General features: G+C 67.1%; 21 protein-coding genes. 6 read left to right on the top strand and 15 right to left on the bottom strand.

Features of this window, described 5'->3' with window-relative positions:
• The first annotated feature begins 3 nt into the window (after nt 1-3).
• The gene (locus BLS81_RS10615) at nt 4-681 is read left to right on the top strand and encodes an EI24 domain-containing protein (RefSeq protein ID WP_093223638.1); all 678 of its coding nucleotides are present in this window, start codon (nt 4-6) and stop codon (nt 679-681) included.
• Nucleotides 678-1,058, top strand: a complete 381-nt coding sequence (locus tag BLS81_RS10610; RefSeq protein ID WP_093223637.1) for a hypothetical protein — start codon at nt 678-680, stop codon at nt 1,056-1,058. The genes BLS81_RS10615 and BLS81_RS10610 overlap by 4 nt, the downstream gene beginning before the upstream one ends.
• 46 nt (nt 1,059-1,104) lie before the next feature.
• Here BLS81_RS10610 and BLS81_RS10605 read toward each other — a convergent pair whose 3' ends face one another.
• The 7 genes from BLS81_RS10605 to BLS81_RS10575 form a co-directional block, all read right to left on the bottom strand.
• The gene (locus tag BLS81_RS10605) at nt 1,105-1,467 is read right to left on the bottom strand and encodes a hypothetical protein (RefSeq protein ID WP_338061557.1); all 363 of its coding nucleotides are present in this window, start codon (nt 1,465-1,467) and stop codon (nt 1,105-1,107) included.
• A gap of 109 nt (nt 1,468-1,576) precedes the next feature.
• A complete protein-coding gene (locus tag BLS81_RS10600) occupies nt 1,577-2,017 on the bottom strand; it encodes a hypothetical protein (RefSeq protein WP_093223634.1) in 441 nt (146 codons plus the stop codon).
• A 10-nt stretch (nt 2,018-2,027) separates the two neighbouring features.
• Nucleotides 2,028-2,456: a TIGR01244 family sulfur transferase gene (locus tag BLS81_RS10595; protein WP_093223632.1), complete on the bottom strand. Its 429-nt coding sequence runs from the start codon at nt 2,454-2,456 to the stop codon at nt 2,028-2,030.
• 21 nt (nt 2,457-2,477) lie between these two features.
• The gene (gene recQ / locus BLS81_RS10590) at nt 2,478-4,235 is read right to left on the bottom strand and encodes a DNA helicase RecQ (RefSeq protein ID WP_093223631.1); all 1,758 of its coding nucleotides are present in this window, start codon (nt 4,233-4,235) and stop codon (nt 2,478-2,480) included.
• The gene (locus tag BLS81_RS10585) at nt 4,232-4,573 is read right to left on the bottom strand and encodes a type II toxin-antitoxin system PemK/MazF family toxin (protein ID WP_093223629.1); all 342 of its coding nucleotides are present in this window, start codon (nt 4,571-4,573) and stop codon (nt 4,232-4,234) included. Before BLS81_RS10585 ends, recQ begins: the two co-directional genes overlap by 4 nt.
• 1 nt (nt 4,574) lies before the next feature.
• Nucleotides 4,575-4,808 carry an antitoxin MazE-like protein gene (locus BLS81_RS10580; protein ID WP_093223628.1) on the bottom strand — a complete coding sequence of 78 codons (234 nt, stop codon included), beginning with the start codon at nt 4,806-4,808 and terminating at the stop codon, nt 4,575-4,577.
• A 39-nt stretch (nt 4,809-4,847) separates the two neighbouring features.
• On the bottom strand, nt 4,848-5,399 hold the full coding sequence (locus tag BLS81_RS10575) for a TetR/AcrR family transcriptional regulator (RefSeq protein WP_093223626.1): 552 nt from the start codon (nt 5,397-5,399) through the stop codon (nt 4,848-4,850).
• A 57-nt stretch (nt 5,400-5,456) separates the two neighbouring features.
• Between BLS81_RS10575 and BLS81_RS10570 the strand changes: the two genes are divergently transcribed.
• The 4 genes from BLS81_RS10570 to BLS81_RS10555 all read left to right on the top strand — a co-directional run bounded on the left by BLS81_RS10570 (nt 5,457) and on the right by BLS81_RS10555 (nt 7,970).
• The gene (locus tag BLS81_RS10570; RefSeq protein ID WP_093223625.1) at nt 5,457-5,924 is read left to right on the top strand and encodes a monooxygenase family protein; all 468 of its coding nucleotides are present in this window, start codon (nt 5,457-5,459) and stop codon (nt 5,922-5,924) included.
• 42 nt (nt 5,925-5,966) lie between these two features.
• On the top strand, nt 5,967-6,236 hold the full coding sequence (locus tag BLS81_RS10565) for a GNAT family N-acetyltransferase (protein ID WP_093223624.1): 270 nt from the start codon (nt 5,967-5,969) through the stop codon (nt 6,234-6,236).
• 69 nt (nt 6,237-6,305) lie between these two features.
• Entirely contained in the window at nt 6,306-6,785 is a 480-nt protein-coding gene (purE, locus tag BLS81_RS10560; RefSeq protein WP_093223622.1) for a 5-(carboxyamino)imidazole ribonucleotide mutase, read from the top strand.
• A 114-nt stretch (nt 6,786-6,899) separates the two neighbouring features.
• Nucleotides 6,900-7,970: a 5-(carboxyamino)imidazole ribonucleotide synthase gene (locus BLS81_RS10555; RefSeq protein ID WP_093223621.1), complete on the top strand. Its 1,071-nt coding sequence runs from the start codon at nt 6,900-6,902 to the stop codon at nt 7,968-7,970.
• Between the two features lie 15 nt (nt 7,971-7,985).
• On the opposite strand, the gene BLS81_RS10550 is transcribed toward BLS81_RS10555, so the two are convergent.
• The 8 genes from BLS81_RS10550 to miaB form a co-directional block, all read right to left on the bottom strand.
• On the bottom strand, nt 7,986-8,927 hold the full coding sequence (locus BLS81_RS10550) for a hemolysin family protein (protein ID WP_093223620.1): 942 nt from the start codon (nt 8,925-8,927) through the stop codon (nt 7,986-7,988).
• Between the two features lie 10 nt (nt 8,928-8,937).
• A complete protein-coding gene (ybeY, locus tag BLS81_RS10545; protein ID WP_093223618.1) occupies nt 8,938-9,447 on the bottom strand; it encodes an rRNA maturation RNase YbeY in 510 nt (169 codons plus the stop codon).
• Nucleotides 9,447-9,845: a type II toxin-antitoxin system VapC family toxin gene (locus BLS81_RS10540; protein WP_093223617.1), complete on the bottom strand. Its 399-nt coding sequence runs from the start codon at nt 9,843-9,845 to the stop codon at nt 9,447-9,449. The genes ybeY and BLS81_RS10540 overlap by 1 nt, the downstream gene beginning before the upstream one ends.
• Nucleotides 9,842-10,102 carry a type II toxin-antitoxin system VapB family antitoxin gene (locus BLS81_RS10535; RefSeq protein WP_093223615.1) on the bottom strand — a complete coding sequence of 87 codons (261 nt, stop codon included), beginning with the start codon at nt 10,100-10,102 and terminating at the stop codon, nt 9,842-9,844. Before BLS81_RS10535 ends, BLS81_RS10540 begins: the two co-directional genes overlap by 4 nt.
• A gap of 47 nt (nt 10,103-10,149) precedes the next feature.
• Nucleotides 10,150-11,151 (bottom strand): PhoH family protein, encoded by a 1,002-nt coding sequence (locus tag BLS81_RS10530; RefSeq protein WP_093223613.1) that lies wholly within the window; start codon nt 11,149-11,151, stop codon nt 10,150-10,152.
• Between the two features lie 180 nt (nt 11,152-11,331).
• On the bottom strand, nt 11,332-11,526 hold the full coding sequence (locus BLS81_RS10525; RefSeq protein ID WP_093223612.1) for a hypothetical protein: 195 nt from the start codon (nt 11,524-11,526) through the stop codon (nt 11,332-11,334).
• Nucleotides 11,526-11,675 carry a hypothetical protein gene (locus tag BLS81_RS20755; RefSeq protein ID WP_176787120.1) on the bottom strand — a complete coding sequence of 50 codons (150 nt, stop codon included), beginning with the start codon at nt 11,673-11,675 and terminating at the stop codon, nt 11,526-11,528. Before BLS81_RS20755 ends, BLS81_RS10525 begins: the two co-directional genes overlap by 1 nt.
• Complete coding sequence (miaB, locus tag BLS81_RS10520) at nt 11,662-13,026, bottom strand: tRNA (N6-isopentenyl adenosine(37)-C2)-methylthiotransferase MiaB (protein ID WP_093223610.1); 1,365 nt, start codon at nt 13,024-13,026, stop codon at nt 11,662-11,664. Before miaB ends, BLS81_RS20755 begins: the two co-directional genes overlap by 14 nt.
• Between the last annotated feature and the right edge of the window lie 8 nt (nt 13,027-13,034).

Here is a 13,034-nt window from a genome sequence, read left to right as displayed (position 1 = left end):
CGGATGATCCGCGCCTTCTTCCTTTCGATCGGCCAGTTCGGCGACCGTGCCTTTCTGATCGTGTTCGCCAAATCGCTCGCCCTCACCTTCGCGCTGTTCGCGGTACTCGGCGGTGGCGCCTGGTTGTGGGCGCAAGACCTCGCCGCGACGCAAGGGGCGGACGGCTGGCTGTCGGCACTCGCCGGGTTCGCCGCCTTGCTCGCGGTGTTCGCGGCGGGCTGGCTGTTGTTCCGCGCGATCGCGATCGGCGTGATGATGGTATTCGTCGAGGAGATCGTCGTCGCCGTCGAGCGCAAACATTACCCCCAAGCGCTCGCCGAGGCGCGGCATGTCGGCGTGGGCCGCGCGGCGGTGATGGGGCTCGCCTCGGCGGCGCGCGCGATCATTCTCAATATCGTCGTTCTGCCGCTCTATATCGTGCTGCTGGTCACCGGCGTCGGTACGCTCGCGCTGTTCCTCGTCGTCAACGGCTGGCTGCTCGGGCGCGACCTCGCCGAGATGGTCGCGGCGCGGCATCTGCCCGCTGCGGCGATGCGTGGCTGGCGCGCGTCGACGCGGCTCGAGCGGTTCACGCTGGGGGTTGCCGGGACCGGGCTGTTCATGGTTCCGATCCTCAACCTCGCGGCGCCGGTGCTCGGCGCGGCGATGGCGACGCATTTGTTCCACGGAAAGAAAGCATGACACGATTTCCCCCCAGAATCACGACGACCCTGCTCGCGGCGGCGGCGCTCGGCGGCTGCTCCGGCGGGGTCGTGCCCGCCGCGCGCCCGGCGACGTTCGCACCGGTGCCGGGCGGCGGCGGTGCTACGCTGGGGCGGGTGATCGGCCAGACCGGCGCCGCGCTGACCGCGATGTTCGGCGCGCCGGCCGCCGACGTGCGCGAAGGCGACGCGCGCAAGCTGCAATATGGCAATGCGACCTGCGTGCTCGACGCTTATCTCTACCCCAAGGGCAGAGGCGAGCCGGTGGTCACTTACGTCGATGCCCGCCAGACCGACGGCAGCCCGATCGACCGCGCGAGCTGCGTGGGCGCGCTGCAAATCGGCAGGCGCAAGTAATCAGGCGACGGCGTGGCCGGTCGGCGACCGGCCACCCGCGTCAGGATCAGCAGCCGTTACGATAGTTCTGCGCGCGATCGTGCTTCTGGTCGAGGCTCTTGCCGAGCAGGCCGCCACCGACCGCACCCAGCACGGTGCCGAGCGTGCCGCCACCGAGCACCGAGCCGAGCACCGCACCGCCCGCGCCGCCGGCGATCAGGCCCGTGGTGCCGCTGGAACGGCGGCAATCCTGGTAATAGCGGCGCTGATCGCCACGGTGATCGCGATAATAGCGGCCATCGTCATAGCTGCGCTGATATTGCGTCCGATCGTAATATCCATAACGTTGCGCCTGCGCGGGTGCCGCCACGGTCATCGGCATGATCGCAGCGGCGGCGAGGGCGGCTGCGGCGAACTTCTGCTTCATCATCGTACGTCTCCTTGCATGTGATGGAGACGTTCTAGCGACTCGCGACTGAAACGGTTCTGAACTGACCGTGCAACTACCGTTCAGTATTGTTAACGCGGTTGGCGACCGCTCAATGCGGGCGGAATTGGCGGAGATCGACGACGTTGCCGGCCTGCGCGATGCCCTCGATCCGGCGGACATCGGCTTCGAGGACGCCGAACAGAGTGACATTGCCGAGCACGCTCTCGCCCGTCTCGATCCGCACGCCTTCGACCGAGGTGCTGAGCGCGAGCGGGGCGAGCAGCCGGCGGGCCTCGACGCGCACGCCGCGATGCCGCAACACCGCGATCGTGCCGTTGCCCGCGACGATCGCCGCGGCGCCGTCGCCGCTAACGAGCGCGGCGCGGGCGATGAAGCCGGCGAGCCGCTCCTCGGCCATGCTCCGCGCCGTCTCCACGTCTTTAAGCCTGCCCTCGTCACGGCGGAGCTTGCGCGCGTACCATGCGAGCGCGGCCACCGCGGCCAGCGCGGCGGCGATCTGATACCAGCGCAGGCCGAGCAGGAAATCCATCAGGCTCCTTTCACGCCTTGCCCGACAGCGCCTCTAGCAGCGGGCGGAGACCGTTGAGATCATAGCCCGCCTCGCGACCCTTGGCGATCAGGACGTCGGGGTCACGCCCCTGTTTGGCCTGCGCGAGCGCCCACAGGTTGCACGAGCGCGTGCCCGAGCGGCAGAACGCCAGCACCGGCCCGCCGGCCTCTTCCAACGCCTGCACCATCGCATCGATCTGCGGATGCGAGAAGCCAGCCTGCGTGACCGGAATCTCGGTATAGGCGAGTCCGGCCGCCTCGGCGGCGGCGCGCACCGCCGCGCCCTCGGGCTGGCCGGGATCCTCGCCGTCGGGACGGTTGTTGACGATCGCGACGAAGCCGGCGGCGGCGATATCCGCCACGTCTTCGGGAGTGATTTGCGGAGCGACCGAAACCGAGTCGTCCATCTTACGTATCATGCGGCTAACCTTTCCTCTCGTTCACCCGCGTAACACCTCGAGAAAGGCGTCGCCATAGGTCTCCAGCTTGCGCGCGCCGATGCCGGTGATGTGCGCGAGCGCGGCGCGACTGGTGGGCCTGAGCGCCGCCATCTCGCGCAGCACCGAATCGTGGAAGATCACATAAGGCGGCACCTGCGCGGCCTGCGCGAGCTCACGCCGCTTCGCGCGCAGCGCCTCGAACAACGGATCGCCGGCCGGGTTCTCCGCCGCCGCGCCGCGTCGGCGGCGTTCACGCTTGGGCTGGACGAGCAGCGAGACCTTGGTCTCGCCTTTGAGGATGCCGCGCGCCTCGGGGCCGAATTCGAGCCCGCCGAAATCGTTGGTGCGCAGCGCGTCGCGCAGCAGCAGCGCACGCGACACCGGCTTGATGAGCGCCGCCTCCTCTGGACTCGAGGCGATGCCGAACACGCCGAGCGCCTCATGCCCGTTCATCAGGCTGCGCTCGGTCGACTGGCCGGTCAGGATGCTTTCAATATAGCCGACGCCAAAGCTCTGGCCCGTGCGAAACACGGCGGAGAGGAATTTCCTCGCCACCTCCGTCGCATCGATCGCGCCGGGCGGGTTGAGGCAGTTGTCGCAATTGCCGCAATTGTCGGGAGCCGGGTCGCCGAAATGGCGTAGGAGGATCTGGCGGCGGCAGGTCGGCGTTTCGACCAGCGCGCCGAGCGCGGTGAGCCGCGCACGTTCGCCCGCCTGGCGGTGCGGCTCGACCTCACCGATGCGCTGGCGCGCCTTGGCGAAATCCTCGGCACCCCAGAACAGATGCGCGATCGAGGGATCGCCGTCGCGCCCGGCACGGCCGGTCTCCTGATAATAGCCCTCGATCGACTTGGGCAGCCCGGCATGCGCGACGAAGCGCACGTCGGGCTTGTCGATGCCCATGCCGAACGCGACCGTCGCGACGATCACCATATCCTCGCTCGCGACGAAATCGGCCTGGTTGCGCGCGCGCACCGCCGGATCGAGCCCGGCGTGGTAGGGCCGCACCTTCCGCCCGGTCGACGCGAGTCGCTCGGCGAGTTGCTCGACGCTCTTGCGAGTCTGCGCGTAGACGATGCCCGGTCCGGGCTGCTCGGCGACGATATCGGCGATCTGACGGGTGATATTGTCCTTGGGGCTGATGCGGTACTGGATGTTGGGCCGGTCGAACCCGGCGACGATCATGCCGTCGTGCGGAATGCCGAGCTGGTCGAGGATGTCGGCGCGGGTATGCGCGTCGGCGGTCGCGGTGAGCGCGAGCCGGGGCACGTGCGGGAACGCGCCGAGCATCGTTCGCAGCAGCCGGTAGTCGGGGCGGAAATCATGCCCCCATTCCGAGACGCAATGCGCCTCGTCGATCGCGAACAAGGCGAGCGGTGCCTGTCCGAGCAGATTGCGGAACGACTCGTTCGAGGCGCGTTCGGGCGCGACATACAGCAGGTCGAGCTCGCCGCGCCGGAAGCGCGCGATCGTCTCCATCTGGTCGGTATCGACCGAGGTGAGCGTCGCGGCGCGGATACCGATCGCGGTTGCCGCGCGGAGCTGGTCGTGCATCAGCGCGATCAGCGGAGAGACGACGACGCACGTGCCCTCGATCGCGACGGCAGGAAGCTGGTAGCACAGCGACTTTCCCGCGCCGGTCGGCATCACCGCGAGCGTGTTGGCGCCGCGCAGCACGCGCGTCACCACCTGTTCCTGCACGCCGCGGAACCCGGGGAAACCGAAGGTGGATTGAAGGATGGGGAGCGGATCGATCATACGTCGGCGAACCCCAACACGATCAGCAGCGCGCTGTCGATCTCCGCCAGTTCACTCGCGTTCAAACGACCAATCCTCCGGCTGATCTTGCTTCGATAGCTGGACACCGGGATATCGATCATCACTTGGCAGCGCAGTTCGAGCCCGTTGGTCGGGAGCGGCAGCAACACCGGACGGAACGGGAACTGCGCGTCAATCACCGAGGTGCAGCCGACCAGGATCACGCGGTCGGTTGGGTAACGATCAGACTGGACCGCAATGAAGGGCCGCGGCTTCCCGCCGAAGCCGCTCCCGATGGCGGCGCTTACGACGTCGCCGCGCAGAATCTCGTCTTCCATCTCAGGCCGGGTCGTCCTGGGGCCAATCGTGCATCGCCATCACGTCGGCGACTTCGTCCGGATTGTCAGCATACCATCGATTCAACGCCTCCGTGTCGCGCTTGGCGCGCGCGATGAACTCGGGCGAGGAGGTGTCGGGCACCCAGAACACCTTGGGACGCAGGCCCTTGGCGCGCATCGATTCGCGCCATCGTCGGGCGCGTTCGGCACCGGTCAGGGGGCGTTCGACGTTCATGGCGTGACGTTACGCGTAACGCCAGGTCGGTACAAGCGATCACGCGTCCCGTGACATCATGCCATCGACCAGCAAGTCCAGCGTCGCCTCCACCGCGGCGCGGTCCAGCGTGCCGCCGTTCGCGTCGAGCAACAACGTGGCGAGGCCGTGGACCAGCCCCCAGGCGGCGAGCGTCGCCACCTCGGCGCGATCGGGCGCGATCCGCGCGACGCGGTTGGCGAGCACGGTGTAGGCCGTCTCTCCCTCGGGCACGCCACGGACCTTCTCGCGTGAGAACATCAGCCGGAACAATGCCGGGTGCGACAACGCGAAATCGACATAGGCGCGGCCTTGCGCGACCAGGGCGGCGCGCGAATCCGCCACATCGTCGGCCGCCAGCAATCGCGCGCGCAACGCCGCGAAACCTTCGTCGGCGACGGCTGCGAGCAGGGCGGCGCGATCCGCGAAATGCCGGTACGGCGCCATTGCGGAAACGCCGGCGGCACGCGCCACCTCACGCAGGCTCGGCGGGGCGTCGCCGGCTTCGAGCAAGCTCAAAGCGGATGAAACGAGCGACGCGCGCAGATCGCCATGATGATAGGTGGTAGCCATGTTTACATCGTACACTTTGCGAGCTATGTGTACGGCATATACATTGGAGCCGTCGCCATGCAAAATTCGGTGAAGCGTGAATCGATCGATCTGTCCGCCCTGCCCGATCTCGTCGTGGTGATGCTCGGCTTCCGCGTGCGCCGCTGGCGCGGCGTGCTGTCGATCTTACGGATCGGGCGCGGCCTATCGGCCATCCGGCAGCACAGGCCGGACGGGCTGCTCCACGACGAGCAATGCTTCTACTCGCTGACGCATGTCGGCATTCGCCAATATTGGCGCGATTACGAGAGCCTCGAACGCTTCACGCGCAGCGAGCCGCACGCCACCTGGTGGCGCGAGTTCCTGCGCGACAGCGGCGGGGCCGGCTTCTGGCACGAGGCGTATCGGATGCGCGGCGGGATGGAAGGCATCTATGTCGATATGCCCGCGCCCGTGGGCTTCGGGCATTTCGCGCCGCCGCGCGATCCGCGCGGGCCGTTCCTGTCGGCACGCGCGCGGATCGAGGCGGGGCATGCCGCGGCCTGATGCCGCCCTTTCGAATGCGGGCGGTTTATGCGACACGGCCTCATGCCTGACGTTACCGACAACCGCTCCGAACATGAGTTCGAACTCGTCGTCGACGGCCACCGTGCCGTGGCCGCCTATCAGATGGAGGATGACACGATCGTCTTCACGCACACGGTCGTGCCCGAAGCGATCGAAGGGCGCGGAGTCGGATCGCGGCTGATCCGCGCCGCGCTCGATTCGGCACGCGACCGCAAGCTCAAGGTCATTCCGCAATGCCCGTTCGTGGCCGCCTATATCGAGCGGCACCCGGAATATCGCGACCTGCTCTGAGGCATCGAAGTGCCGGCGACCGGTTCGTTCGGCGTTGCCCTGCCCGTCTCGCCTCGCTAGGGGCACGGGATGGAACCGCAGGTCGGCATCATCATGGGCAGCACCTCCGATTGGGAGACGATGCACCACGCCGCCGATCTGCTGCGCGATCTCGGCGTCGCGCACGAGACCAAGGTGGTGTCGGCCCACCGCACGCCCCAGCGTCTCTACGATTATGCGGCCACGGCGGCGGACCGCGGCCTCAAGGTCATCATCGCCGGCGCCGGCGGCGCGGCCCACCTGCCGGGCATGACCGCCGCGATGACGCATTTGCCCGTGCTCGGCGTGCCGGTGCAATCCAAGGCGCTGAGCGGGCTCGACAGCCTCTATTCGATCGTCCAGATGCCGGCGGGGATACCGGTCGGCACGCTCGCGATCGGCAAGGCCGGCGCCAAGAACGCGGCGCTGCTCGCGTCCGCGATCCTCGCGCTTGGCGACGCAGCGTTGTCGGCGCGGCTCCAGGCATGGCGCGCCGCACAGACCGACGGCGTGGCGACCGATCCGGCGTGATTTTCGGCAAGGTCCGTTCGTTCCGAGCGAAGCCGAAGGGGGCACATGCCGGTTCCTCGACGTCGCTCGGAACGAACGGATGTTGAAGCATAGGAACGCTGAAGTGGTGCGCGCATGACTCCCCTCCCCCCCGGCTCGACCATCGGCATCCTCGGCGGCGGGCAGCTCGGGCGAATGCTCGCCGCGGCTGCGGCGCAGCTCGGCTATCGCACCCATGTGCTCGCGCCCGACGCGGAGAGCGTCGCCGCGCAGACCGCGTCGAGCTTCACCCGTGCCGATTATCACAGCCGCATCGTGCTCGACGAGTTCGCCGCGATCACCGACGTCGTCACCTATGAGTTCGAGAACATCGCGCTCGATCCGATCGTGTATCTGGCGGCCAAAGTGCCGGTCCACCCCGCCCCCGCGGCGCTCGGCGTCGCGCAGGACCGTGCCGAGGAGAAGAGCTTCGTCGGAGAACTGGGCGGCCGCACCGCGCCGTGGGCGAAGGTCGAAAGCCTCGACGACCTGTACGCCGCCGTCGCCGCGATCGGCACGCCGGCGATCCTGAAGACGCTGCGACTCGGCTATGACGGCAAGGGTCAGGTCCGGCTCCATCGCGCCGACGAAGCGGAAGCGGCCTGGGCCGCGATCGGCGGCCGGCCGGCGATCCTCGAAGGCTTCGTGCCGTTCAGCCACGAATTCTCGATCATCCTGGCGCGGCGCGCGGACGGCGCGATGGTCAGCTATCCGCCGCCATGGAACGAGCATCGGCATGGCATCCTCGCCCGATCCTCGTTGCCCGCGCCCGCCGAAATCGCCGCGCAATGGGGCGAGGCCGCTGCACTGGCGGGGCGCGTGGCCGACCGGCTCGGCTATGTCGGCGTGCTCGCGTGCGAGTTTTTCGCCGGTGCCGACGGCCCGGTTTTCAACGAGATGGCCCCGCGCGTCCACAATTCTGGGCATTGGTCGATCGAGGGCGCGGTGACGTCGCAGTTCGAGAACCACATCCGCGCGATCTGCGGCCTGCCGCTGGGCGATACCGGCCTCACCGCACCGAGCGTGATGATGGACAATCTGATCGGCGCCGAGGCGAACGGCTGGGCCGAGATTCTCGCCGAACCCGGCGCGCACCTCCACCTGTACGGCAAGGAGGTGCGGCCGGGGCGCAAGATGGGGCATGTGACCCGGATCGGGCGCGTCTAGGCGTCGCCCGCCGGCTCAGGCGTCCGCGAGCTCGGGGCGCGGGGGGTGCAGGCGAAGCCGCTCGACACGGCGGGTGTCGGCCTCGGTGATTTCGATCGTCCAGCCGCTCGGATGCGCGATGCAGGCGCCGACCTCGGGCACATGCCCGGCCAGCACCGCCGCGAGCCCGCCGATCGTATCGATATCGCCATCGACTTCGGCGAGGCGCGGATCGATCACTTCGCCGACATCCTCCAGTTCGGCGCGCGCGTCGGCCTCCCAGCCGCCGCCGTCGATCGGCACCAGGAGCGCGGCGGGCGCCTCGTCATGCTCGTCCTCGATGTCGCCGACGATCTCCTCGATCAGATCCTCGATCGTGACGAGACCCTCGGTGCCGAAATATTCGTCGAGCACGACGGCGAGATGGACGCGCTTGGTCCGCATGTCGGCGAGCAGATCGAGCGCGCCGCGCGACATCGGCACGTAGAGCGGCTCGCGCAGCAGCCCGGTGATCGTTTCAGGATGCGGCGCACCGGTCGCGAGGATGTTGAACACGTCCTTGATGTGGACCATGCCCGTGATCGTATCGAGCTTTTCCTTGTAGACCGGGATGCGGCTATGCCCCGCTTCCGCGAACAGCTTGACCAGATCGGCGAAGCTGGTGCGTTCCTCGACCGCGACGATGTCGGCGCGGGGAACGCCGATATCACCGGCGTCGCGTTCACCGAAGTGGAGCAGGTTGCGCACCATCTGCCGCTCGAGCGGAGAAAGATCGCCGGTGGCGTCGGGGGCGGGATCGCCCTCGTGCGCGTCGATCACCTCTTCGATCTGCGTGCGGAGCGAGTCGTCGCCCGCATCGCCGAAGATCAACGCCTTGAGATTCTTCCAGATGCCGCCGTCATGCTGGGCGGGGTCGCCGGCCTGCGCGCCGGTGCTGATGGTACTATGGCTCGTACCGGTACTGGGGCCGTCGGACATGGCGGTCGTTTCAGTCCTCTCGTATCAAATATGGGTCGGCGAGACCCAGTGAGGCCAGCGCATCGGTCTCGATCGCCTCCATCGCCTCGGCCTCATCCTCGACCATATGGTCGTATCCTAGCAGATGCAGCGTGCCATGCACGATCAAATGCGTCGCGTGATCGGCGAGCGGGATCCCGCGCTCCTCGGCTTCCGCCGCGCAGACACCGTAAGCGAGCACGATATCGCCGAGCAGCACCTCGCCGTCGTCGCTGTTCTGCCCGACCGTTTCGAGCAGATCGGGCTGCACCATCGGGAAGGACAGCACATTGGTCGGCTTGTCCTTCTGGCGATACTGCGCATTGAGGTGCCGGACCTCGGCATCGTCGGCGAGGCGGACGGACACTTCGAAGATGGCCGCGGTGGTGAGGATTTCGCCATTGGGCGTCCGCTCGATCGCGGCGGTCGCGGCGCGGAGCGCGAGCGCGTCCCAATCGTGGCTTGGCCACACGTCTTCGGTGGAGAGGGCGATTTCAAGCATCAGGCAAGATCCGTATGGGAGAAGTCGTCTCCCTTGTAGAGCAGGCGGGCACCGTTCGTCTTGGCGCAGGCATAAGCGAAGCAATCGCCCATGTTGAGTTGGGCCGGGTGGCCGGTGCCCTTGCCGTAAAGACGATGTGCTTCGACCGCGAATCGCTCCTCGGCGTCACCGATCACCGCGGGTTGGAAACCAAGATTTTCGAGCCACCCACGAAGCGCGTCGCTCGCTTCGACGATGTCGATCATGCGGATCCTTGAGATCGCCCTGACCGCTTCCCACGTTCCGGTCGCACAATACAATCTGTCCTCATACCGATCGAGCGTGTCCATCAACGTTTCGTAACCCTGTTCCTGCGTCATGATCGCGACAAGCGCCGAGGCATCGACAAAGAGCTTCAATCCTCGTCCTCATCGTTGAGGCTGTCGTAGAAGGCCTTGTCGGCCTCAAGACCGGTGCTTTCCAGCAACCCGGGATGTTCGGCCCATATCTGTTCGAGAACGTCCCGAACCGATGGTCGCGATATTTCACGATCGAGTTCCGCTTCGCGGGCGGTTGCCAGAGCGTGAACCAGCGCGGTTTTGGTCATGCCGGATCGTTTCGCGAGCCGTGTCACCAACGCGGCGGTTTTCGCATCCTTGATATAGAGCGACGCCATCTCAACCTCCGCAGGATATCCCGGATATAATTCGGGATATCCTACTTTCAAGCATCCACGCCCTCATAGGCCTCGACGATTCGGCCGACGATCGGATGCCGCACCACGTCGCTGGCGCCGAAGCGGCAGATCGATAGCCCCTCGACGCCCTCCAGCCGCCTGACCGCATCGTTGAGCCCGCTCGCGGCCATGCCGCCGGGCAGATCGGTCTGCTTGGGATCGCCGCACACCACCATGCGGCTGTTCTCGCCGAAGCGTGTGAGGAACATCTTCATCTGTGCCGGTGTGGTGTTCTGCGCCTCGTCGAGGATGATGAACGCATCCGCCAGCGTGCGCCCGCGCATGAACGCGATCGGCGCGATCTCGATCTCGCCGCTGGCGATACGCCGCTCGACCTGCTCGGCGGGCAGGCAGTCGTTGAGCGCGTCGTAGAGCGGACGCAGGTACGGATCGACCTTCTCCTTCATGTCGCCGGGCAGGAAGCCGAGCTTCTCGCCCGCCTCGACCGCGGGGCGCGACAGGATCAGCCGCTGGACGCTGCCGGTGATGAGCTGCGCCACCGCCTGCGCCACCGCGATATAGGTCTTGCCGGTACCGGCCGGCCCGAGCGCGAAGATGATATCGTGGTCGAGCAGCTCGCGCATGTAATGCGCCTGCGCGACGGTGCGCGGCACGATCGTCTTCTTGCGCGTGCGGATCATGATCTGCGGCGGGCCGCCGCGATCCTCGGCGCGGATGATGCCGCTGAGCGTCGGTTCCGCCGACATCGCGATCACCGCCTCGACCAGTCCGGCATCGACGACTTCGCCGCGCATGATGCGGTTGTAGAGCGCGTTCAGAACATCGCGCGCCGACGCGACCGCCTCGGCGGTACCCTCCAGCCCGACCTTGTTGCCGCGCGCGGTGATGTACACGCCGAGCCGGCTTTCGAGCAGCAACAGATTCTGGTCGAACTCTCCGAACAGTTGCGCCATCAATTGCGGGCGGTCGAACACGACTTCGGCGCGGCTGCGCTCGCCGGCTTGGGCGGGGACGGGCTTTCGACTCATGCGGTTCCTTCACTCAGGAGGGGGAGAGCGCGCCGACGCCAGCAGCCGGTGCGCGGGGCGCTTGGGGGCTGGCGGCGGAAGGGGCGGCTGGGCTGCATCCGCCGGGGAGTTTGGCAGATCGCGCGCGGATCGCACAGTGGGAAAGCGCGCGGCTGATCTCTGTCAGCGAGAATGGCGCCGTTACCGCCCGGCCGCCGCCGACAAATCGATGTTCACGGCATGCGTCTGGATCGGCGTCAGCAGGAAAATCGCGGCGCTGCCCAATCCGATCACACCGGCCATATACTTCTTGCGCCGCAGATCGCCGATGCCCCGCACGATGCAATAGGCCGCCGCGATCAGCGCGCCCACGCTCCACAGCGCGAACGCGAGCATCAGCGGCGGATCAGCACGATCGACAGCCCCGACAGGATGATCCGCAGCGCGCCCAGCCCGGCATAGAACCAGAGGCCGAACGGCGTGCGCCGCCAGCCGGCGCGCGCGTCCTCGGCGAGGAACATCTGGCTGTCGCTATGCGGCGACATCGAGCTTTGCACGCTGGAAGGCTTCATCCGCACCCTCACCCTGTTCTATCATTACGCCTGTTACCGAATTGGGGCCGGCGGCGACGATCGTGACGTCGACGAGATCGCCGATCGCGGCCTTGCCGACGACGTGAACCGATTGCAACCACGGGCTTTTACCGATGAACTGGCCGGGCAGCTTGCCCATGCGTTCCAGCAGGATGGTGCAGCGGCGGCCGACACTGGCGGCGTTGAACGCGGCCTGATCGCGGTTGAGAGCGGCTTGCAGGCGCTGGAGCCGCTCGTCCATCACCTCGGACGCGACCTGATCGGCCATGCCGGCGGCTGGCGTACCGGGGCGCGGCGAATATTTGAAGCTGAACGCCTGCGCATGGCCGACCGCATCGACCAGGCTCAGCGTGTCTGCGAAATCCGCCTCGGTCTCGCCGGGGAAGCCGACGATGAAATCGCCCGACAGCGCGATGTCGGGGCGCACCGCGCGGACCCGGTCGAGCAGACGCAGATAGGAATCGCGGGTATGGCTGCGGTTCATCGCCTTGAGAATGCGGTCGCTGCCCGATTGCACCGGCAGGTGGAGGAACGGCATCAGCTTCGCGATGTCGCGGTGCGCCTCGATCAAGCCTTGCGCCATGTCGTTGGGATGGCTGGTGGTGTACCGGATACGGTGCAATCCGGCGATGTCGGCGAGCGCGGCGATCAGATCGTGCAGACCGCGTCCGTCATCTTCCCACGCATTGACGTTCTGGCCGAGCAACGTGATCTCTTTCGCGCCCGCATCGACCAGCGCCTTCGCCTCGTCGACCACCTGCACCCAGCCGCGCGAGACCTCGGCGCCACGCGTATAGGGCACGACGCAATAGGTGCAGAATTTGTCGCAGCCTTCCTGCACCGTCAGAAACGCGCTCGGGCTAACGCGACGGCGCGGCGGCAGGTGGCCGAACTTGAGATCGACGGGCATGTCGGTATCGAGCGCGGACTCGCCGCGCGCGGCGCGCGCGACCAGGTCGGGCAGGTTGTGGTACGCCTGCGGGCCGACCACCACATCGACCTTCGCGCGCCGCACGATCTCCGCGCCTTCCGCCTGCGCGACGCAACCGGCGACCGCGATCACCGGATCGGTGCCATGTTTGCTGCGGGCTTCCTTGCGAATCCGGCCGATGTCCGAATACACCTTCTCGGTCGCCTTCTCGCGGATATGGCAGGTGTTGAGCACGACGAGATCGGCGGCATTGGCGTCGTCGGTCGCGGTGAGGCCCTGTTCGGCCATGATCTCGGCCATGCGATCACCGTCATAGACGTTCATCTGGCAGCCGAACGACTTGACGTGAAAGGTCTTGGGAGGGGATTTCATGATGGGCG

Origin of the sequence: Sphingomonas sp. NFR15, assembly GCF_900103265.1 — a bacterium.
Classification (GTDB): Bacteria; Pseudomonadota; Alphaproteobacteria; order Sphingomonadales; family Sphingomonadaceae; genus Sphingomonas; species Sphingomonas pollutisoli.
Note: the sequence above shows the minus strand (reverse complement) of the source record. Positions and strands in the feature narration are given on the sequence as shown.